At 54.0% G+C, this 21,693-nt stretch carries 22 protein-coding genes; 12 read left to right on the forward strand and 10 right to left on the reverse strand.

The genetic code is table 11. From position 1 onward, the window contains the following. Positions 1-16 precede the first annotated feature (16 nt). Both GHC22_RS06335 and GHC22_RS06340 read right to left on the reverse strand, forming a co-directional pair. On the reverse strand, positions 17-709 hold the full coding sequence (locus GHC22_RS06335; protein ID WP_032944234.1) for a molecular chaperone: 693 nt from the start codon (positions 707-709) through the stop codon (positions 17-19). 83 nt (positions 710-792) lie between these two features. Then, positions 793-1,371 (reverse strand): fimbrial protein, encoded by a 579-nt coding sequence (locus tag GHC22_RS06340; RefSeq protein ID WP_008785473.1) that lies wholly within the window; start codon positions 1,369-1,371, stop codon positions 793-795. A 493-nt stretch (positions 1,372-1,864) separates the two neighbouring features. On the opposite strand from GHC22_RS06340, the gene GHC22_RS06345 reads away from it, so the two are divergent. Then, a complete protein-coding gene (locus GHC22_RS06345) occupies positions 1,865-3,013 on the forward strand; it encodes a 3-phenylpropionate MFS transporter (RefSeq protein WP_008785472.1) in 1,149 nt (382 codons plus the stop codon). Here the strand turns inward: GHC22_RS06345 and csiE are convergent. The 7 genes from csiE to GHC22_RS06380 all read right to left on the reverse strand — a co-directional run bounded on the left by csiE (position 3,008) and on the right by GHC22_RS06380 (position 12,026). Next, a complete protein-coding gene (gene csiE / locus GHC22_RS06350; RefSeq protein WP_032944230.1) occupies positions 3,008-4,285 on the reverse strand; it encodes a stationary phase inducible protein CsiE in 1,278 nt (425 codons plus the stop codon). The two genes, GHC22_RS06345 and csiE, sit on opposite strands and share 6 nt — an antisense overlap. Positions 4,286-5,242: 957 nt before the next feature. Continuing rightward, positions 5,243-5,842: an SIS domain-containing protein gene (locus tag GHC22_RS06355; protein ID WP_153752480.1), complete on the reverse strand. Its 600-nt coding sequence runs from the start codon at positions 5,840-5,842 to the stop codon at positions 5,243-5,245. Continuing rightward, on the reverse strand, positions 5,839-7,476 hold the full coding sequence (locus tag GHC22_RS06360) for an FGGY-family carbohydrate kinase (RefSeq protein WP_008785469.1): 1,638 nt from the start codon (positions 7,474-7,476) through the stop codon (positions 5,839-5,841). The genes GHC22_RS06355 and GHC22_RS06360 overlap by 4 nt, the downstream gene beginning before the upstream one ends. A 17-nt stretch (positions 7,477-7,493) precedes the next feature. Beyond that, positions 7,494-8,447, reverse strand: coding sequence for an ABC transporter permease (locus tag GHC22_RS06365; RefSeq protein WP_003037658.1), 954 nt, complete (start codon positions 8,445-8,447; stop codon positions 7,494-7,496). A 1-nt stretch (position 8,448) separates the two neighbouring features. Next, complete coding sequence (locus tag GHC22_RS06370; RefSeq protein ID WP_008785467.1) at positions 8,449-9,438, reverse strand: ABC transporter permease; 990 nt, start codon at positions 9,436-9,438, stop codon at positions 8,449-8,451. Continuing rightward, positions 9,431-10,939, reverse strand: a complete 1,509-nt coding sequence (locus GHC22_RS06375; RefSeq protein WP_008785466.1) for a sugar ABC transporter ATP-binding protein — start codon at positions 10,937-10,939, stop codon at positions 9,431-9,433. Before GHC22_RS06375 ends, GHC22_RS06370 begins: the two co-directional genes overlap by 8 nt. A 103-nt stretch (positions 10,940-11,042) precedes the next feature. Further along, positions 11,043-12,026 (reverse strand): autoinducer 2 ABC transporter substrate-binding protein, encoded by a 984-nt coding sequence (locus GHC22_RS06380; protein ID WP_003037665.1) that lies wholly within the window; start codon positions 12,024-12,026, stop codon positions 11,043-11,045. 420 nt (positions 12,027-12,446) lie between these two features. Here GHC22_RS06380 and GHC22_RS06385 point away from each other — a divergent pair, with 420 nt between their 5' ends. Next, positions 12,447-13,085 carry a DUF1007 family protein gene (locus GHC22_RS06385; protein ID WP_048225041.1) on the forward strand — a complete coding sequence of 213 codons (639 nt, stop codon included), beginning with the start codon at positions 12,447-12,449 and terminating at the stop codon, positions 13,083-13,085. Then, entirely contained in the window at positions 13,076-14,056 is a 981-nt protein-coding gene (locus tag GHC22_RS06390; RefSeq protein WP_149607866.1) for a nickel/cobalt transporter, read from the forward strand. Before GHC22_RS06385 ends, GHC22_RS06390 begins: the two co-directional genes overlap by 10 nt. A 103-nt stretch (positions 14,057-14,159) precedes the next feature. Here GHC22_RS06390 and suhB read toward each other — a convergent pair whose 3' ends face one another. After that, a complete protein-coding gene (gene suhB, locus GHC22_RS06395) occupies positions 14,160-14,963 on the reverse strand; it encodes an inositol-1-monophosphatase (RefSeq protein ID WP_003835237.1) in 804 nt (267 codons plus the stop codon). A gap of 118 nt (positions 14,964-15,081) precedes the next feature. On the opposite strand from suhB, the gene trmJ reads away from it, so the two are divergent. The 9 genes from trmJ to iscX all read left to right on the forward strand — a co-directional run bounded on the left by trmJ (position 15,082) and on the right by iscX (position 21,666). Then, positions 15,082-15,813 carry a tRNA (cytosine(32)/uridine(32)-2'-O)-methyltransferase TrmJ gene (gene trmJ / locus GHC22_RS06400; RefSeq protein ID WP_003835235.1) on the forward strand — a complete coding sequence of 244 codons (732 nt, stop codon included), beginning with the start codon at positions 15,082-15,084 and terminating at the stop codon, positions 15,811-15,813. A gap of 239 nt (positions 15,814-16,052) precedes the next feature. Further along, positions 16,053-16,544, forward strand: a complete 492-nt coding sequence (gene iscR, locus GHC22_RS06405; RefSeq protein WP_003037674.1) for a Fe-S cluster assembly transcriptional regulator IscR — start codon at positions 16,053-16,055, stop codon at positions 16,542-16,544. A gap of 112 nt (positions 16,545-16,656) precedes the next feature. Then, the gene (iscS, locus tag GHC22_RS06410) at positions 16,657-17,871 is read left to right on the forward strand and encodes a cysteine desulfurase (RefSeq protein ID WP_003835233.1); all 1,215 of its coding nucleotides are present in this window, start codon (positions 16,657-16,659) and stop codon (positions 17,869-17,871) included. Between the two features lie 25 nt (positions 17,872-17,896). Next, complete coding sequence (iscU, locus tag GHC22_RS06415) at positions 17,897-18,283, forward strand: Fe-S cluster assembly scaffold IscU (RefSeq protein WP_002913991.1); 387 nt, start codon at positions 17,897-17,899, stop codon at positions 18,281-18,283. Positions 18,284-18,303: 20 nt separating this feature from the next. Beyond that, positions 18,304-18,627, forward strand: coding sequence for an iron-sulfur cluster assembly protein IscA (gene iscA, locus GHC22_RS06420; RefSeq protein ID WP_003835203.1), 324 nt, complete (start codon positions 18,304-18,306; stop codon positions 18,625-18,627). Positions 18,628-18,735: 108 nt separating this feature from the next. Beyond that, on the forward strand, positions 18,736-19,251 hold the full coding sequence (gene hscB / locus GHC22_RS06425) for a co-chaperone HscB (protein ID WP_003835201.1): 516 nt from the start codon (positions 18,736-18,738) through the stop codon (positions 19,249-19,251). A gap of 15 nt (positions 19,252-19,266) precedes the next feature. Continuing rightward, complete coding sequence (gene hscA / locus GHC22_RS06430) at positions 19,267-21,117, forward strand: Fe-S protein assembly chaperone HscA (RefSeq protein WP_003838439.1); 1,851 nt, start codon at positions 19,267-19,269, stop codon at positions 21,115-21,117. A gap of 1 nt (position 21,118) precedes the next feature. Beyond that, positions 21,119-21,454: an ISC system 2Fe-2S type ferredoxin gene (gene fdx / locus GHC22_RS06435; RefSeq protein WP_003037690.1), complete on the forward strand. Its 336-nt coding sequence runs from the start codon at positions 21,119-21,121 to the stop codon at positions 21,452-21,454. 11 nt (positions 21,455-21,465) lie between these two features. Next, positions 21,466-21,666 (forward strand): Fe-S cluster assembly protein IscX, encoded by a 201-nt coding sequence (gene iscX / locus GHC22_RS06440; RefSeq protein WP_003037694.1) that lies wholly within the window; start codon positions 21,466-21,468, stop codon positions 21,664-21,666. Positions 21,667-21,693: the final 27 nt, after the last annotated feature.

Below are 21,693 nucleotides of genomic sequence, written 5' to 3' on the forward strand. Positions count from 1 at the left end.
CATCGTGAGGCGTGGCTTATTGCAGTGTCTGGGTTTCTGTTTTGGTGGTACCGCCATAGTCGTTGATCGCGGCCCACCGCACCGTTTTCCCTGCGGCTGCGGGGACCGCCAGCCGTTTATGCTCGCCGGGAGCGATGTAATCGATTTTATTCGTGAGATCGGTTTTCCCTAACGCAAGACCGGCGAATACGACGTGATAAGCCGATGGGTTATATATATCTAACTCATTATTGCTATATTTATATTCAAGAGATTTATAAGCATCGTACGGCTTGCCGACTAAATTTGTCGGGCGATAAAATAGTTTTATTCGTGTTTTAAATACCAGCGTTAGCGTATTATTATTCGCATCGGTGGTTTGGCTTTTGGCAGGAATAGCGCGCACATTAATAAAGAACAACGATTCTTTATCGTTAGCAATGTTTTCAGATGATTTTATAATTCGTAATGATGAATCGTTATCAGCATCGAGGCGAAAAAGCGGCGGTGTAATAATAAAGGGGCCTCGTGCGGTTCCCTGTGCATTGTCGACCCACGACTGCAATAAATAAGGCAGACCTTCACTGTGGTTAGCCACCGGCAGCGCGGCCTCTTTTTTCCCGGCATCGTAGATGACACGGGTTCTCTGTAGCACAATACCGCCAGCGAGGCTTTGGCTGACCCAACTGCCCAGCACCAATGCCAAAGCGAGCGCGGTGTTTTTTTTCATCGCTGTTATCCTTAACCTGATGTCAAAAAACGTCTCTTTCCATCCCAGCGGGAAGAAGGGATGGAAAGAGACGGTATACGGGATTAGCGGTAGTCGATGGTGACGTCAACGCTGGCGTTGGCTTCGCCTGGGGAGATCTCTTTAGGATCAACAGTGGAGACGTAATAGGCTTGTAGCCCTACGATAGTGGTGCCATCGGCTTCCGGGGCAAAGCTGATTTTTGAATCAGCCGCGGGCAGCTTATTCAGCACCATCGTTGCGTTGTCGCTGGCTCTTGCGATACGGATGCCCACGCCGGTTGCGGCGGTATCCATGCTGCTAACGGCGACCAGATCGTCGTGATCGGCTACAGTGCCGCCAGCGCGCGTTTCCAGCCACAGCTGGAACGAGTTGTCCGTTGTGCCATCAACGTGCTCCCACGGGGAGGCTGGGCAGTTTTCCAACGGAATATTAACCGGAATCGCCGGGCTGGTATCACCGACAGTTTTAAACTGTGCGGCGGCGTAATGACCCAGTTCCACGTTGATGACGTCACCATCGGCGAATTCACAGGTGCTGGTTAGAATTTCACCCGTAAATTCAATTTTACCGTCCGTCGCCCATGCGCTTCCCGCAGAAAGCGCCAGCAAGCTAACCGCTATAGATTTTGCAATTTTGTTCATTAAAGTCCCTCTTATTTGATTAACCTGTTAGCAATTAAATTAATGAAAAGACAAAGATCAAAATTAATTGCTGGGCAATGGTATTCGATATGCGCTGGCAGTCATATTAATAAGTGAGATTTTCAGATTATATTTATTAAAAATGAACGGGCTAACTGCTATTACATTTAAATAATTTTAAATTAGTACGGAGTCAAAATATTGCAATCACGAATATTGGCTGCTAAATGATATACTTGTGATGATATTAAGGATTTTGGTATTCAGCTGAGTATTTTTCGCAAAATCCATTCAATTCCTTGCATTACTGTTTATTCATCCCATCATGTTCCCTGCTGCAAAATCATACAGATGTAAACGATTGCGGATGCGGATGACCAATCGTGTTGGTTAAAGGTGATGTTTGTCACAATTATTTCGTAAATGTGAACGGTAGTACTCTTCAGAATGTGGTTTGAGTCATTAGACTAGGGCTTCCAAAACGGGAGGACCCATGGCTTTGCATTCCACGCGCTGGCTGGCGCTCGGTTATTTCACCTACTTCTTTAGCTACGGTATCTTTCTGCCTTTCTGGAGCGTTTGGCTCGAAGGGTTAGGGCTGACGCCGGAAACCATCGGTTTACTGCTAGGCGCGGGGCTGATTGCCCGTTTTCTCGGTAGTTTGCTGATTGCGCCGCGTGTGAGCGATCCCTCTCGGCTGATCTCAGCGTTACGTATTCTGGCCCTGTTGACGCTGGTGTTTGCGCTGGCCTTCTGGGCGGGAACCAACGTGGCGTGGCTGATGGTGGTGATGGTCGGCTTCAACCTGTTTTTCTCACCGCTGGTACCGCTGACCGATGCGCTGGCCAACACCTGGCAGAAACAGATAACCATGGATTACGGTCGGGTGCGACTGTGGGGATCCGTGGCTTTTGTGATCGGCTCCGCGCTAACCGGCAAACTGGTGAGCCTGTTTGACTATCGGGTGATCCTGGTCCTGCTATCGCTTGGCGTCGCCTCGATGCTGCTGGGCATGATGATTCGCCCGAGCGTGCAGCCAGCGGGTGAAAACCGTCAGCAGGAGAGTGCGGGATGGCCCGCCTGGCGCGCGCTGATAACCCAGAGCTGGCGTTTTCTTGCTTGCGTGAGTCTGCTACAGGGGGCGCATGCTGCGTATTATGGTTTCAGCGCCATCTATTGGCAGTCTGCCGGATATTCCGCTTCGGCGGTGGGCTATTTATGGTCACTAGGTGTGGTGGCGGAGGTGATTATTTTCGCACTTAGCCACAAGCTGTTCCGTCGCTTCAGCGCCCGCGATCTGCTGCTGCTTTCCGCCGTTTGCGGGGTGGTGCGTTGGGGATTGATGGGCTGGAGCACCGAGCTGCCGTGGCTGATCGTGGTGCAAATCCTCCATTGCGGAACCTTTACCGTCTGCCACCTGGCGGCAATGCGTTATATCGCGGCACGCCAGGGGAGCGAAGTTATTCGTTTGCAGGCGGTGTATTCCGCGATAGCGATGGGCGGCAGTATCGCCATCATGACCGTATTCGCGGGCTATCTGTACCAGAATCTGGGCAGCGGCGTGTTCTGGGTGATGGCGCTGGTGGCGCTCCCGGCAATCGTTCTGCGCCCGAAGGTGGTCGCGCAGCCTGCAACGTTATGATTCGAGGATTTTGCGGATCTGCTGCTGCTGATGCGGCGTAAGCGCCAGATCCGCATGAATCAACGGGGGTGAAAATAGCGGTAACGGCGTGGTGTACGGCGTAATAATCAGCGTTACGCCGCGCGGGGCACCCTCTTTTTGAAAGTCCTGCATCGGCATATGTTTTACGTTGAGCGGCAGCAGCGTCAGTTCGCGCAGCTGTTGCTCTATATGTACTTCAAGTTGTTCGTTACTACCGGTCAGCAGGATAATCTGCTTTTCGTGTAAATCCTTCTCCTGCATCAGCCAGGCGCCGAAAATAACGGCCACCAGCCCGATCTCTTCTTCGGAAAATTGCACATCGTATTCGGCCTCGAAGCCGTGAATTGCCTCGCGGGTAGTACGAACCAGCCGGGGATAAAGGCGGCTGAACTCCTCCGGCAGCGTGTTATCAATGCCGATGGCAAACACGCTGCGGTTCAGTGCCTGAGCCAGGTGGATATACAACTGGTCATTCAGCCCTTGCTCATCGCTGAAGCGCACATTGCCATACTCGCGAAAACGCAGCACCAGCCGCGCAATAGCAAGGCGCAGGCGGCGATCCTGCTGGTGATTATCGCGAATCGGGTCGGGGATACGAAGCATTGAGAACAGCAACGCCATAAACAGCGATTCGCCCAGCGGTGCACTCTGCATGACGTGGCGCTGCCAGTGACGGCCAATTTCCTCGGCGAGCGGATATTCCGCGCAGGATTGCGCCCAGCGTTGCTGGAGTGGGTTAAACTCCGGGGTGATCCCCGCGTGGTGCTGTAGCAGGCAGTACTGTAAATACAGGCGCAGGAACTGGATGTCACGACACTCAAACGGTTTCTGCAAGCGCCGGGAACACAGATTAATGAGCGCGTGCAGATTGGTGTCGTCATACAGCGTACGTGCGATCCCCCGTTGTTTAAGTTCTGCTTTTAACGCCGGGGTAAACTGCTGGGCGATAAAGGCAGGGCAAATCCGCAGGCCACGGCGCAGCCACTGCAACAGACACAGACGTTGATTTAGCGGGGTTCCTTCGATCGTATAGCCACCATTCTGCGCGGTGGCTATCGCGAGCCGGTGATAGCGCTGGATTTCGAGTCCTGCGCCAATAATATCTTCCTGAACCGTGGCATCATCGACACCGTTGAGGCTGCTGAAGGTTTGTGTAGTAGCGATTTGCCCCGGCAGGAAAAGCGTCAGCAGCACCTGGCAACGGCGCTGGGGAGCGGAAAGTACAGATGGTGGGGCAAGCGTTGACATCATCTGTAGATTCTCCCGTGAGTATGTTTGATAAGAATAGCTAAAGTTTGCTCATAGATTTTGAGAATGGAATGCTTTCCACCAGGAATGCTGGAGAGCGTCACAGAATTTTTAACGTGCGGAACAGATAGCGGTAGTGGAACGCAGCGCGTTAATCCGCTTTTTCACTGTTTTATCTTTTGTTTAGATATAAATAAACCGGCAGGTTGCGCAATGACGTACTGTTAATGCTCCTGTATCAACATATGTTGGCGGAGCATAATGAATATGTTTTCTCCGAGAAAAGGTTCCGTTCACCTTATGTTCATCGCTTCTCTGTACACTGAACGGCAGTGAACGTGTTAAGGGTGCTATCGCCGCACCCTTAACAATCCCGGCTCCCGGCGGGAAAATTGCCGCTCCGCGGTTCCCTCAGCTTATTCCTCCAGGCTACAGGGCCGGGCGCGATGTAACGTCCCTGTAAAGCGCGCCCTGAGCCAGCATCCATGCTGGCTCTCCCGGCCTTACGGAAACACGTCGGCAATTTTCAGCCGGACCAGCTCACACCCCACCTTCTGCGTTTTTTGTTAAAACAGCAAAACAGATTTAACTGGAAGTCAGAGCGTTGAAGCGATGACCCCGGTCCGGCTGAAAATCGATGAGGCGTTGACGGCTGACCGGGTCTGCCCGCAGGGATGCGGGCAGAGAGGACGGCCTGCATGGATGCAGGCTCGGCCCCGACCCGACAGGCAGACGGAATAAGACGAATAGCTCGCGCAGCGACGATTTTCCCGCCGGGAGCCTGGGATGCAAGGGAGGCGGCGGTGAGCCTCCCTTGCACGTTCACGGGTATAGCGATATCAGAGAAGCGATGCACATAAGGTGAACGGAAACTTATTCAGAGTAAAACGTTCTCCCTACATGTTTAACTGACCGCCATTACACCTGCAAATAGGTGGGTAACAAGAGCGCTGTCTGGCGTTACTTACCACGGCTCAGTGTTAATCCCACATCACCACCTGGATGCACAGACAACAGCGTCTCTTTTGAGTAACCGCTTTCGCTCATCAGGCAGGCGCAGGCGGCGTCAAAGATAGCCAGCACCAGTAAAATTGAGGTGGTGGCCAACATGTTCAGCGGGTCGGCCTCACGCTGGACGCCGGTGGAAATCACCAGTCTCGACGCTTTAGCAATGGCTGAATCGGCGTTTTCAGTCACGCTCAGAATCGGCACATTTCGCGCATTTAGTCCGGGCAGCAGCCGGGTGAGTTCGTCCGAATTCCCCCCACGCGACAGCATAATCACCAGGTCGTTGGCGCGTAAAAAACCGAGATCGCCATGCGCCGCGTCCGTCGCGTTGAGGTAAATCGCCGGACGTTCCACGCACGCAAGCATATGCGCCACTTTACGCGCCGCAATGCCGGAGGTGCCGACGCCGGTGACGACGATTTTCCCCCGACAGCCGCGCAGCTCCGCCATCAGCGACTGCCAGAGCGGTTCAGTCAGATGCTGCCCCAGACCCGCCAGGGCATCGCTATAGAGCTGAAATACGCCGGTGGCCTGAGACCAGGAGTCGCTCATGCGTCCTCCTGCATCAACTGGCGGTATTTCATATGATCCTGATACATCTCGTGGAATACCCGATATTTGCGATCGTAGTACTGCTTAATACGATTTGTTTGCGGGGTAACCGTTTTACCAATCCGGCTCATCGCCGACATCGCTTCCGGGAAGGTTTCGAAAACGCCCGCGGCGATAGTTCCCATCATGGCGCCACCCAGCAGCATGGCTTCGCTCTCTTCAGGCAGCAGCATCGCGCAGCCGGTGGCGTTGGCATGTTCCTGAACGAAGATTGGGTTTTTCGTCCCGCCGCCGCTGGCCATTATCGTATCGATGGTGTAGCCGCTTTGATTCATCGTTTCAATGATATGGCGGGTTCCCAGCGCAATAGCCTGGATGGTCGCAAGGTACTGTAGCGCCATATCTTCCGGCGTACGTGACAGTTTCAGTCCGGTGATTGCGCCCGTAAGCGTTGGGTTAGCGCGCGGCGAGCGGTTGCCGTGGAAATAGGGCAGGATGTGCATATCGCGGGTTAAAAATGCGATATCTTCCGGCTCACCGGCCATTTTACGCAACAGCGCATTCAGCACTTCGTAAATGGTCTGCCCCTGAGATTTAGCTTGCGCCAGCAGGGTTTCGTAGCAAGGATGCGACTGAATAACGTGGTCGATTAACGCCCCGGTTGCCGACTGTCCTCCTTCGTTGAGCCAGTATTCTGGCAGCACGGCTGAGTAGTAAGGACCCCAGACGCCGCCGATAAAACGCGGCTCTTTGGAAATCGCCATGTGTCCAGTGGAAGTGCCGCCAATCAGCGCGATTCGACGGTCAAAATCCGCCACCTCGCCGGAAACACCGCTTGCCCCGAGCGTGCCGAGGGTACCGGCGTGGGCATCGATGATCGAGACGCTGACAGCGGTCCCCGGAATCAGCCCCATTTCGCTGGCGGCGCGCGCGGATAGCCCGTGACCGAGCGGTTCGCCCATGGTTTTCACGTAGCGACCAATTTTGGCAGCATCATGCTCCAGCAAATCTTCCAGCCCAATCTGGCGGAAATAGCTGGCATCCCATTTGTCTTCATGGCCCATATAGGTCCATTTACACACCGTCGAACACAATGAGCGCGTGTCATCGCCCGTTGCGCGCCAGGTCAGGAAATCGGGCAGGTCAAAGTAGTATCCCGCATTGGCCCAGGTGTTGGGCATATGTTGCTTCAGCCATAGCAGTTTTGGCGTCTGCATTTCCGGGGAGATAATGCCGCCAACGTAGTCCAGCACCCGATGATGCAGGGCGTTGATGCGCTCGGCCTGAGTAATGGCGCGGTGATCCATCCACACAATGATGTTCTGTTCGCTGCGCCCGGACGGGCTGATGGTCAGCGGTTTACCTTCTTTGTCCAGCACCACCAGTGAACAGGTCGCGTCAAAGCCCAGACCTTTCACCTGGATAGGGTTGATATCCGACTGGTTAATCGCATCGCGAACCGCGTTACACACCGCCTGCCAGATGTTATCGGAAGACTGCTCAACAAAATCGGCCTGCGGGCGGTAAATCTCGATGGCCCGACTGGCCTGACCGACCATTCTGCCGTTGAGATCAAACACGCCAGCACGGGCGCTTCCGGTTCCGACATCCACACCAATAAAGTAACTTGCCATAATTTTTTCTCCTGAAATCAGGCTTTACGATTCTGTAATGCGATAAAGAGGATCAGCACCGCGCCCCACAGCGCCATCGTCAGATAGCTGCTGACCCCCAGCAAGTTAAGGCCGCTTTCCAGCATTTGCAGCACAATCAGTGCCAGCACCAGGCCGATAATGCGCCCGAAGCCGCCATCCGGGTTGATACCGCCGAGGACGGAGGCAAGGATGGTGACCAGCAGGTAGGATTCACCGTATCCGGCTTTAGCTGAGTTGAATTTCGCCATCATCAAAATGGCGGCGACCCAGCCGAGCAGGGCAGAAATCACGTACACCGAAATTTGTACCCGTACGGTATTTACGCCGCTGTAGCGGGTAGCCTGTTCATTGGAACCAACGAGATACAGGCTACGCCCAAGCGTGGTGTGTTCCAGCAGTACCCACAGCAGGATTGCCACCAGGAAAAAGAGCAGTAGCGCCACCGGAATACCGGCAATCGTGGCGTTACCAAGGTACTGAATGGCGGTCGGGAAACCGGAAATCACCGTCCCGTTGGAAAGCAGAATATTCAGCCCGGAGATAAGCGTCATCGTGCCGAGCGTGGCGAGAATAGGCGAGACCCCGACCCAGGCAATCAGCGCACCGTTGAGCGTGCCGATAGCCACCGCCACGGCAGCGCCTGCCAGCAGCGCCAGCACCAGAAACAGCGGGTTATCCGGATGGGTGACGATAATCGCCGCCATCACCAGCGAGCATGCGTTCGCCCCGGCAATAATCGACAGGTTAATGCCGCCGGTCAGCATGGTCATGCCCATCCCGAGGGCCAGCATGCCGAGGATTGGTAGCTGTGAGCCAATCGACTGGAAGTTAGCGACGCTGAAAAAACGGCTGCCAAGCAGGGCCGAGAAGACCAGGGCGACGACCACAATAATCACGCATTGCAGACGAATGATGGCATCACCGGGTAAAAATCTGGCGATTGTTTTCATCTCAAAGCTCCCTTGCCAGTTTGCGTTTTTCGTTCCAGGCCGTGGCGCTAATGCTGACCAGGATAATGGCGCCGCTGAACACGGTGTGCCAGTAAGAGGAGACGCTAAGCAGCGTCAGGCCATTTTGTAAGAAGGCCAGCAGAACCACGCCGAGCAGGGTTCCGGTCAACGTACCGCGCCCGCCGCTCATGCTGGTTCCGCCGAGTACTACCGCCGCCAGCACCGTCAGCTCAAAGCCGAGCAGCGAATTGGGCGCAACTGACTGGGTGATTTGCGCCTGAACCACGGCGGCAACGCCTGCCAGAATGCCCATGTAGCCATAGACGTAAAAATGCAGCTTCAGCAGATTCAGCCCCAGGCGCGAGGCCGCGTCGCGGTTGCCGCCCATGGCGTAAACCTGACGGCCAAGACGGGTATAGTTCATCAGCACGGCGGTAAAAATGATCACCGCCGCCAGGCACAGCAGGGGGAGGGTCAAACCGTAGTCGTAGCCATCCGCCGCGGTGAATGAGAACCAGTTAATGCCGTTCATAAACCAGTCCGGGAAGCCGTACAGCCAGGTGCCTTTGGTGGCGTAAACCAGCAGACCGTAGTAGACGTTCAGCGTGGCGATGGTAATGATGATTGCCGGAACGCGTAGCCAATAGACCAGAAAACCGTTGATCAGCCCAAGCAGCAGGCCTACCGCAATAGCGATGATTAACGCCAGCGCGAAGTTGCCGCCGTGACCGATAACCCAACTGGCCATTGCATACTGGGCTATCGCGGTCATCGCCGGAAATGAGATGTCGATCCCACCGGAAATCAGCACCACAAACAGCCCACAGGCCAGGATGCCGAGAATCGCGTAGCTGGTGGCCACATCCGTCAGGTTCCCCAAAGACAAGAACTCGTCGGTGCTGATGCTCAGCCCAACGGCAAGGGCTACAACCAGCAGGCCCAGCCAGAACTCATGTTGCCCGATTAAACGGGAGAGATGCATCTTATTCATTGATTACCTCGACCACTTCAGCAATCTCCTCTTCACGGCATTGATGAGGATTAAATTCCGCCACCAGCTTGCCGCGACGCATTACCAGCACACGGTGGCTGTTGTAATACGCTTCCGGGATTTCATCGCAAATCATCAGCACCGCCATACCTTGTTCAGCCAAATCGCGGGCTATCTGGTAAATACCCTCTTTGTTGGCGATATCCACGCCGACGGTAGGCGAGTCGAGGATCAGGATGCGGGGATTGGTCGCCACCCATTTGGCAATGGCGATACGCTGGGCATTACCGCCGGAAAGGGTTTTGACCGGCAGGTGCGGATCGGACACTTTGATATTCAGTTCGCGGATTAAATCGGCGACCAACTTTTGCGCTTTACGATGATCGAGCAGACCGCTACCGGTGTGCAGTTGATCAAACACCGTGACGATGGTGTTGTCGTAGATCGACTGCTCCATGATCAGCCCCTGCGTCAGGCGATCTTCTGAGACATAGCCGATCCCGTGTTGGATGGCGTCATGGTTATTGCGCAGAGTAACCGGCTGACCGTTAATGCGAATCTCGCCGCTTTCCGGGTGCGTCATACCAAACAGGCTCAGACAAAGCTCGGTGCGCCCGGCACCCAGAAGACCAACAATGGAGACGATCTCGCCGCCGTGCAGCGACAGATTGATGTTCTGGTATTTACCTCTGCGGCTGAGATTGCGCAGCTCAAGCAGCGGCTCTTGCTCAATAGCAGGTCTTTCCGGCAATGGGCTGTAGTGGAAGCGTTGTCCGGTCATCAGGAAGGCCAGTTCGTGACTGTCGAGTTCGCTGGCAGGGTATGTACCCACCAGTTTGCCGTCGCGCATTACGCTGATGCGGTCAGCCACTTCCATCACCTCATCCAGACGATGGCTGACAAACACGACGCAAATTCCGGCCGCTTTCAGTTCATTAACTACCCGCAGCAGGCCATTAACCTCCTGGCGGGTTAGCGAGGCGGTGGGCTCGTCCATAATCACCAGACGCGCATCGGCGGCAATCGCCCGGCAAATGGCGACCAGCTGTCGATCAGCAATTGAGAGTTTTTCAACTTTTTTATCGGGATCGATATTCACCCCAATACGTTTCATGGCTGCCAGCGCCTGCTGCTTCATGGCGCCGCGACGCACCCAGATATCGCCACCCGGCAGATAGCGGTTGACCGCGATATTTTCTGCGACGCTAAAGTTGGGGAACAACGACAGGTCCTGATAAATAACCTGAATGCCATAATGGGAAGAGAGCTGCGGCGTCAGATGATGGAACAATTTTCCGTCGAGTAAAATCTGCGCGCCTTTTTCCGGATGATAAACCCCGGAGATCACTTTAATAATGGTACTTTTACCACAGCCGTTTTGACCCGCCAGACAGTGAACTTCGCCTTTTCTCAGCGTCAGATTCACGTTATCCAGCGCCAGCACGCCCGGGAATTGTTTGCTGATATTCTCAAGAGTGATAAATGCGGTGGTGTCTGCCATGGACAATACCCCTGCGCGCGTCCGGGGGGACGCTGAGTGTTAGTTTGGTTGATAGCGCCGACCAGGCGGTCGGCGTTAAGGTTCCCTGGTGTTGGCTAAAGCCTTAGAAACCAAGTGATTGTGCGTTGTCTTTGGTGACTTCGAGGATCTTGTTAAAGCGGATCACTTTCTTCTCCGTGTCGATATCGGCTTTCCCTAAACCATCGATACTCAGATCGGCGTTCACTTCTTTGCCCTGCAACAGCTGATCGGCAACGGTGACCAGCGCGTAGCCCGCGTCTTTTGGATCCCACAGCAGCGCTTTTTTGATATCACCGCGCATCAGGTAAGGTGCTGCCTGCGCTGGCATAGCGATCCCGACGACGGCGATCTTATCTTTGGCGCGTTTTTTCTGCACAGCCTGACCCGCACCGATTGGACCCAGCGAGCCGAAGCCGATAATGCCCTTCATCTGCGGGTAGGTTTTCATCAGATCCAGCGTTGTGGCGTAGGATTTATCGATACTTTCCGCGACCGGCAGACGTGAAGTGACTTCGAACATTTCCGGATATTTTTCTTTCTGGTACTTAATCGCATAATCCGCCCACGCGTTATGCAGTGGGACCGTCAGCGAACCAACATAGATGGCATATCCGCCTTTGCCGCCCATATTTTTCGCTAACTCATCGACGTTAGCCTGTGCGTATTTTTCACTATCGATGGTTTCGATATCCCACTGGCCAATTTGCTCATCCGGGGATTCGTGCGTCAGCACCACGATGCCTTTATCGCGCGCTTTTTTCAGTACCGGCTCAAGGACCTTGGCATCATTCGGCACCACGATGATCGCATTAACGTTTTTGGCGATCAGATCCTCAATCACTTTCACCTGCTGCGCCGGGTCCGGCGTTGAAGGTCCGGTCTGGTAAGCATTCACATCCAGTTTTTTTGCTGCTTCATTTACGCCGGTTTCCATCCGGTTAAACCATGGGATCCCGGTGACTTTGGCAACCACAGCAATTTCATATTTTTCCGCCGCAAAGGACGTGCCGGACAACATGCATGCAGAAACCAGGGTTGCACTGAGTAATGCGAGTTTGAATTTCATAGTTGTACCTTTCGTAGGGGGCAGGACATGTCACGGCGTGAAGTTAACAATGAATGGAAGAGGGAATGAATCATAAGTTTGGTAAATGTGATATGCCCCCATTATTGTGAATTTATAGAAATAAAATGGTTAATAATTAGTTAAATTTGCATAGTTTTACATTCAGGTTTTCAAATTAAGTGTTAATTAAATATTAAAATGAAACTATTAATTAACATTTTGTTATCATTTGACTTAAGTTTTGACGCCTAAAAGGTGTTTGGGGGGAATTTCCCGAAGAAGAAATTATCGAAATTGAGAACTGAATCGATACCGGAAAAGGGTACTCAATATTTTTTCGTTCAATGGTATCCTCAGCACACTTTCGCCAAACCCGGCATCATTATTTGTGGCGGTGTAGATTTTCATCGTGGAGAACTCATGCAAGGCGTTAAACGTATCATTATCACGTTGTTTCTCGCTGTCCTGTCCTTTGGCGCAGGCGCGCATCCCCACAGCTTTATCCATCTGAAAACTGAGATAGTGAGCGAGAATGACCAGTTCGTCGCGCTGAAAATGCGCTGGACGATGGATGAAATTACCTCGGCGGATCTACTTTACGATGCGGGAAATGCCAAACCTGGTGATGAGATCTGGAAGAAACTGGCGGCGGAAGTGATGGCCAACGTTCTCGGGCAGCACTATTTCACCGAAGTGTGGCACGACGGGAAAAAGGTAAAGTTTAAAAACAGGCCGACGGAATATGGCATGGCGCGGGAGGAACACCAGGCAGTGCTGACGTTCGTTTTGCCGCTGGCCGAAGCTCAGCCGCTGAGTGGTCAAAAATATACCATTTCAACCTTCGACCCGACCTACTACGTTGATATGAGCTATGACAAAGATAGCGACGCCAGGCTGGGGCAGTCCATAAGCCAAAAATGCCGGATTTCAGTACATACGCCGACGCCGAATGAACAAACGTTGAGCTTTGCGCAGTCGCTGGATAAAGAAGACGCACCGCCGGAGGATATGGAGTTGGGTAAACAGTTTGCACAGACGGTAACGCTGCAATGTCAGTAGTTTATCAACAACGCGCAGCCAGACGTCGCTGGCTGACGCTATGGCCGCTGGCTGTCTTTTTGCTGTTGGCGGCAGGCGGCATACTGTGGCTATGGCAGGCCTGGCCGCAGGTGATGATGAAAAGTGTCGTCTGGCAGCGCGACGTTAACCAACAGATGAGCGGGTTGCTGAAAGCAGTTGCCGCCAGGCCGGCCCAGGCCGGGGGATCGCTGCTGCTGTTTAGTTTTCTCTACGGCGTTCTGCATGCGCTGGGGCCGGGACATGGAAAAGTCGTCATTACCACCTGGCTGGCAACGCACCCCTCGAAGCTGAAGTCGAGTATTGGCCTGACGCTAGCCTCATCTTTATTACAGGGGCTGGTCGCCATCGGACTGGTGGTTGTGGTGCTTACCATCTTGCAGTTGCCCGCACGACAGCTACATATGAGTAGTTTCTGGCTGGAGAAAGGGAGTTATGCTCTGGTTGGCGTGTTGGGCGTTTTATTGTGCGTCCGTGCGCTGAAGAAATTGCGCCAGCTGCTGCGCCGCCCAAAATTCACTGCCTTCACGCCGCATCATGTGCATCACGAGGGTTGCGGCTGCGGGCATCAGCATTTGCCCGATCCTGAACAGCTGCAAAGTGGTGATGACTGGCGTGCCCGGTTGATGATCGTGCTGTCTATGGGGATGCGCCCGTGCTCGGGGGCCATCATGGTTTTACTGTTCAGCAAAGTGGTTGGCGTGTTTAGCTGGGGGATGGCGTCGGCGCTGGCGATGGCGGCAGGAACCTCTTTGACGATTACGTCACTGGCTCTGTTGGTACACAGTTTCCGCTCGCTGGCGGTGAAACTTAGCGGGCATAAAGCGCCGGTATTGTGGCGACAGATTGGCTGGACGACGCTGGCATTAGCCGGTGGTGCGGTGCTGATCGCTGCTGCGGTAGTGATGTGGATGAGTGCGGTGCCGGTAGGGCGAGGGATAAGACCGTTTTAGCACTGTTGTAGGATGAATGCCTGATGGCGCTTCGCTTATCAGGCCTACGGGGAACTTCCCTGGTAGGCCGGATAAGGCGCTAGCCGCCATCCGGCATCAACGATTAGCGCTTCAGCGCATCGCTCAGTTCGTCACGCATGTTAGCCAGCATGGCTTTCACTACGCGCGGGTTACCTGCAACGATGTTGCCGGTCGCCATGTAGTTATGACCACCGGTAAAGTCGCAAACCAGTGCGCCAGCTTCACGGGCAATCAGCTCACCTGCGGCGAAATCCCACGGGCGCAGGCCAATTTCGAAATAACCGTCAACGCGGGCTGCGGCAACGTAGGCCAGATCCAGCGCAGCAGAACCGGTGCGGCGGAAGTCCGCGCATTCGGTAAACATGTTGCCCAGAATTTTCATGTAAGAAGCGGCGTGCTGTTTGGCTTTGAACGGGAAACCGGTGGCGATGATGGTGCCATCCAGATCGCGGGCGGTGCTGCCACGCAGACGGTAGCCGTTCAGCTGTGCGCCCTGGCCACGGGTTGCGGTGAACAGTTCGTTACGCATTGGATCGTAAACAACGGCGACTTCAGTACGGCCTTTGATGCGTACTGCGATGGATACCGCGAAGTGCGGCAGACGTTTTACGAAGTTGGTGGTGCCATCCAGTGGATCGATAACCCATTGAACATCCAAATCTTCACCAACATGTTCACCGCTTTCTTCGGTGATGATGGTGTGCTGTGGGTAAGATTTGCGAATCGTTTCGATAATAATCGCTTCGGCGGCTTTATCGACGTTAGTCACGAAATCATTGCTGCCTTTCTGGCTGGTTTCTACAGAGTCTGGGGTTTCGTAGTGTTTGGCAATTACATTACCCGCCTTGCGCGCTGCGCGCACGGCGATGGTCAGCATCGGATGCATCGGTCTCTCTCACTGGATGTTAAAGAACGGGAAAACGGCGCAGAGTATAGCAGCGAGTTCGGAATATGTCTTCGTTTTATGATAATATGCCCGAATAATCTTTAGCCGAAGAAATACAATGCTGCAAAATATTCGAATCGTGCTGGTGGAAACCTCTCACACTGGCAACATGGGCTCTGTAGCCCGCGCAATGAAAACCATGGGTTTAACCAATCTGTGGCTGGTAAATCCACTGGTTAAACCGGACTCCCAGGCAATCGCCCTGGCAGCGGGAGCCAGTGATGTGATCGGCAGTGCGCAGATCGTCGATACGCTCGATGAAGCGCTGGCGGGCTGTAGCCTGGTGGTAGGCACCAGTGCGCGTTCCCGCACGCTGCCGTGGCCGATGCTGGATCCGCGTGAATGCGGTTTAAAAAGTGTCTCTGAAGCGACGAACTCGCCGGTGGCGCTGGTCTTTGGTCGTGAACGTGTTGGTCTGACCAACGAAGAACTGCAAAAGTGCCATTATCACGTCGCCATTGCTGCGAACCCGGAATACAGTTCGCTCAACCTGGCGATGGCAGTGCAGGTCATCTCTTATGAGGTGCGCATGGCCTGGCTGGCGACGCAGGAAAGCGACAAGACCGTAGATTACGAAGAAGCAGAGTATCCGCTGGTCGATGATTTAGAGCGTTTTTACGGTCATCTGGAGCAAACGCTGCTGTCGACCGGGTTTATCCGCGAAGGGCACCCGGGGCAGGTGATGAATAAACTGCGTCGTTTGTTTACGCGCGCGCGTCCAGAGAGCCAGGAGCTGAACATCCTGCGCGGGATTTTAGCTTCAATCGAGCAGCAGAATAAAAGCAAGTAACTGTACTAATGCCGGATGCGCTTCGCTTATCCGGCCTACAGGCCGCACGATTCGTAGGCCAGATAAGCGAAGCGCATCCGGCAAGTGAAAATGGCACTGAAGGTTAAATACCTGACTAAATTAGTCAAGTAAATAGTTGACTGATTTAGTCGGGAATGTCAGACTTGCCCCTGCTATGCAATACCCCCATTTTACAATAAAAAACCCCGGGCAGGGGCGAGTTTGAGGCTAAGTAAGACATGAGACTGACATCAAAAGGGCGTTATGCCGTGACCGCAATGTTGGACGTTGCGCTCAACTCCGAAACGGGCCCGGTACCGTTGGCTGATATTTCTGAACGTCAGGGAATTTCCCTGTCATATCTGGAGCAGCTGTTTTCCCGTTTGCGTAAAAACGGTCTGGTTTCCAGCGTACGTGGACCAGGCGGCGGGTATCTGCTGGGTAAAGATGCCGGCAGCATCGCAGTAGGTGAAGTGATTAGCGCTGTTGACGAGTCTGTAGATGCGACCCGTTGCCAGGGCAAAGGCGGTTGTCAGGGCGGCGATAAATGCCTGACCCACGCGCTGTGGCGCGATCTGAGCGATCGTCTGACCGGTTTCCTCAACAACATTACGTTGGGCGAACTGGTAAATAATCAGGAAGTCCTGGATGTGTCTGGTCGCCAGCATACCCATGACGCTCCACGCACTAATCGTGCTCAAGACGCGATCGACGTTAAGTTACGCGCATAATAAAAGTATTTTAGAATCAGGCCGGGGTGCTACACACTCCGTTAACTCGGTCGTACATCCAGCCGGTTGCCTGATTCCTTGCATTGAAGCGATGTACGGAGTTTATAGAGCAATGAAATTACCGATCTATCTCGACTACTCCGCAACCACGCCGGTGGACCCGCGTGTTGCCGAGAAAATGATGCAGTGTCTGACCCTGGACGGAAACTTTGGTAACCCAGCGTCTCGTTCACACCGTTTCGGCTGGCAGGCTGAAGAGGCGGTAGATATCGCCCGTAACCAGATTGCCGACCTCGTGGGCGCTGACCCGCGTGAAATCGTATTTACTTCCGGTGCGACTGAATCCGATAACCTGGCGATTAAAGGTGCAGCCAACTTTTATCAGAAAAAAGGCAAGCACATCATCACCAGCAAAACCGAACACAAAGCCGTGCTGGATACCTGTCGTCAGTTGGAGCGCGAAGGGTTCGAAGTTACCTACCTCGCCCCGCAGCGTAACGGCATTATCGACCTGAAAGAACTTGAAGCGGCAATGCGTGACGACACCATTCTCGTGTCCATCATGCACGTGAACAACGAAATCGGCGTGGTGCAGGATATCGCGACTATCGGCGAAATGTGCCGTGCTCGCGGCATCATCTATCACGTTGATGCGACCCAGAGCGTGGGCAAACTGCCTATCGATCTGAGCCAACTGAAAGTTGACCTGATGTCCTTCTCCGGCCACAAAATCTATGGTCCGAAAGGTATCGGCGCGCTGTACGTTCGTCGTAAACCGCGTATTCGTATTGAAGCGCAGATGCACGGCGGCGGTCACGAGCGCGGTATGCGTTCCGGTACGCTGCCTGTGCACCAGATCGTCGGCATGGGTGAAGCATACCGTATCGCTAAAGAAGAGATGGAAACCGAGATGGCGCGCCTGCGCAGTCTGCGTAACCGTCTGTGGAACGGCGTGAAAGATATGGAAGAGGTGTACCTCAACGGTGACCTCGAGCAGGGCGCACCGAACATTCTCAACGTCAGCTTCAACTTTGTTGAAGGCGAGTCGCTGATTATGGCGCTGAAAGACCTGGCTGTATCCTCCGGTTCTGCATGTACTTCTGCAAGCCTGGAGCCATCCTATGTGCTGCGCGCGCTGGGGATGACCGACGAGCTGGCACACAGCTCAATTCGTTTCTCTTTAGGTCGTTTCACTACCGAAGAAGAGATTGACTACGCCATCAATCTGGTTCGCAACTCCATCGGCCGCCTGCGCGACCTTTCTCCGCTGTGGGAAATGTTCAAACAGGGCGTGGATCTGAACAGCATTGAATGGTCACATCACTAATCGGTACCGATAAGGAGAATTCAGCATGGCTTACAGCGAAAAAGTAATCGATCATTACGAGAATCCACGTAACGTGGGCTCTTTTGACAACAGCGACGAGAACGTGGGCAGCGGCATGGTGGGTGCACCGGCCTGTGGCGACGTGATGAAGTTGCAGATCAAAGTCAACAATGAGGGTATCATTGAAGACGCGCGTTTCAAGACTTACGGCTGCGGTTCCGCTATTGCTTCCAGCTCTCTGGTTACCGAATGGGTAAAAGGGAAATCTCTGGACGAAGCACAGGCGATTAAAAACACCGATATCGCCGACGAGCTTGAACTGCCACCGGTGAAAATTCACTGCTCTATTCTGGCTGAAGACGCGATTAAAGCCGCGATTGCGGATTACAAAAGCAAACGTGAAGCAAAATAATTAAGAGTTGAGGTTTTATTATGTCGATTACCTTAAGCGACAGTGCAGCAGCGCGTGTAAATACCTTCCTGGCAAACCGCGGTAAAGGGTTTGGTCTGCGTCTGGGCGTGAGAACCTCCGGCTGCTCAGGTATGGCCTATGTACTGGAATTTGTTGACGAGCCGGCGGCTGAAGATACCGTGTTTGAAGACAAAGGCGTAAAAGTCGTGATCGACGGTAAGAGCCTGCAATTCCTCGACGGTACGCAGTTAGACTTCGTCAAAGAAGGTCTGAACGAAGGGTTTAAGTTCACTAACCCGAACGTGAAAGACGAATGTGGATGCGGCGAAAGCTTCCACGTGTAACGCGCTTACTGATAACCCCACCGTGGTCGCCTGCGCGTGGGGTTTGTTTTACCTGACTCTCTGGTTTTGCCTCATCGAACAACAGAGAATCGATGCCCTGAGAATGTTATGGACTACTTCACCCTCTTTGGCTTACCGGCCCGTTATCAGCTCGATACTCAGGCGCTGAGCCTACGTTTTCAGGATCTACAACGTCAGTATCATCCTGATAAATTCGCCAGCGGTTCCCAGGCGGAACAACTTGCTGCGGTTTCGCAGTCCGCCACTATCAACCAGGCCTGGCAAACGCTGCGTCATCCTTTGATGCGCGCCGAATACTTATTGTCTTTACACGGTTTTGATATCCGCAGCGAGCAGCACACGGTGCGCGATACCGCGTTCCTGATGGAGCAACTTGAGCTGCGTGAAGAGCTGGACGAGATTGAACAGGCAAAAGACAGTCAACGTTTAGATGCGTTTATGAAACGCGTCAGCGAAATGTATAACGTTCGCCATCAACTGATGGTGGAACAGCTGGATAGCGAGACGTGGGACGCAGCGGCAGATACCGTGCGTAAGCTGCGTTTTCTCGATAAACTGCGAAGCAGTGCAGAACAACTCGAAGAAAAACTGCTCGATTTTTAATTTCCGGAAGCGAAAATGGCCTTATTACAAATTAGTGAGCCTGGTTTGAGCGCCGCGCCGCACCAGCGTCGTCTGGCGGTAGGTATCGATTTAGGCACCACCAACTCCCTGGTTGCTACCGTACGCAGCGGCCAGGCCGAAACGCTGGCAGACCATGAAGGTCGCCACCTGTTGCCGTCAGTGGTTCACTATCAGCAGCAGGGCTACTCTGTCGGTTACGATGCCCGCGCCAATGCAGCGTTGGATACGGCAAACACCGTTAGCTCGGTAAAACGCATGATGGGCCGCTCTCTGGCGGATATCCAGGCGCGTTACCCGCATCTGCCATATACGTTCCAGGCGAGCGAAAACGGTCTGCCGATGATTGAAACCGCTGCCGGTTTGCTTAATCCGGTGCGCGTCTCCGCTGATATTCTGAAAGCGCTGGCCGCGCGGGCTACCGAATCGCTGTCCGGCGAACTGGACGGCGTGGTAATCACCGTTCCGGCTTACTTTGACGATGCACAGCGTCAGGGGACCAAAGACGCCGCGCGTCTGGCGGGCCTGCACGTATTGCGTCTGCTGAACGAACCGACCGCAGCGGCGATCGCGTATGGTCTGGACTCCGGTCAGGAAGGCGTGATCGCAGTCTACGATCTTGGCGGCGGTACTTTTGATATTTCTATTCTGCGCCTGAGCCGTGGCGTGTTTGAAGTGCTGGCGACCGGCGGTGATTCCGCGCTCGGCGGCGACGATTTTGACCATCTGCTGGCCGATTACATTCGCGAGCAGGCGGGCGTGGCCGATCGCAGCGATAACCGCGTACAGCGCGAACTGCTGGATGCCGCGATTGCAGCGAAAATCGCGCTTAGCGACGCTGATTCTGTAACGGTTAACGTGGCTGGATGGCAGGGTGAAATCACCCGTGAAACCTTTAATGAACTCATTTCCGCACTGGTCAAGCGTACGCTGCTGGCCTGCCGTCGCGCGCTGAAAGATGCGGGCGTGGAGCCGCAAGATGTGCTGGAAGTGGTGATGGTTGGCGGTTCAACGCGCGTGCCTCTGGTACGTGAACGCGTCGGTGAATTTTTTGGCCGTACGCCGCTGACCTCTATTGACCCGGACAAAGTGGTCGCTATCGGTGCGGCAATCCAGGCGGATATTCTGGTCGGAAATAAACCGGACAGCGAAATGCTGCTGCTGGACGTTATCCCGCTGTCTCTGGGACTGGAAACCATGGGCGGTCTGGTGGAGAAAGTGATCCCGCGTAACACCACTATCCCAGTGGCGCGTGCGCAGGACTTTACCACCTTTAAAGATGGCCAAACCGCGATGTCCATTCACGTGATGCAGGGCGAGCGTGAGCTGGTGCAGGACTGCCGTTCACTGGCGCGTTTTGCGCTGCGCGGCATCCCGGCATTGCCAGCAGGCGGTGCGCACATCCGCGTGACCTTCCAGGTGGATGCCGATGGGCTGCTGAGCGTCACCGCCATGGAGAAATCCACAGGCGTTGAGTCCTCAATCCAGGTTAAACCGTCCTACGGTCTGACCGACAGTGAAATCGCCTCCATGATTCAGGATTCGATGAGTTTTGCCGAGCAGGACGTTAAAGCCCGTATGCTGGCAGAACAGAAAGTCGAAGCGGCACGCGTACTGGAGAGTTTATCCGGTGCGCTGAACGCTGATGCCGCGCTGTTAAGCGCCGCAGAACGTCAGGCTATCGACACCGCCGCCGCGCACTTGAGCGAGGTTGCACAGGGTGACGATGTTGACGCGATAGAACAAGCCATTAAAAACGTAGACAAACAAACCCAGGAATTCGCCGCTCGCCGCATGGACAAATCCGTCCGTAGCGCGCTGAAAGGCCATTCCGTGGACGAGGTTTAATATGCCAAAGATTGTTATTTTGCCTCATCAGGATCTCTGTCCCGATGGCGCAGTTCTGGAAGCTGAGACCGGCGAAACCATTCTCGACGTTGCCCTGCGTAACGGGATCGAGATTGAACACGCCTGTGAAAAATCCTGTGCCTGCACTACCTGCCACTGCATCGTGCGTGAAGGTTTTGATTCTTTGCCGGAAAGCACAGAAGAAGAAGACGACATGCTGGATAAAGCCTGGGGACTGGAGCCGGAGAGCCGTTTAAGCTGTCAGGCGCGGGTAACCGAGGACGATTTAGTGGTCGAAATCCCACGTTACACAATCAATCATGCGCGTGAGCATTAACAGAGGGTAGTATGGGACTGAAGTGGACCGATAGCCGCGAAATCGGCGAGGCGCTGTATGACGCTTTCCCCGATCTCGATCCCAAGACCGTTCGTTTCACCGATCTGCACCAGTGGATCTGTGACCTGGAAGAGTTCGATGATGATCCTCAGGCATCGAACGAAAAAATCCTTGAGGCCATTTTGCTGGTCTGGCTGGACGAAGCCGAATAAGTCAACGGGCTGCCCACGGGTGGCCCG

Origin of the sequence: Citrobacter sp. H12-3-2 (genome assembly GCF_009649895.1) — a bacterium.
Taxonomy (GTDB): Bacteria; Pseudomonadota; Gammaproteobacteria; order Enterobacterales; family Enterobacteriaceae; genus Citrobacter; species Citrobacter portucalensis.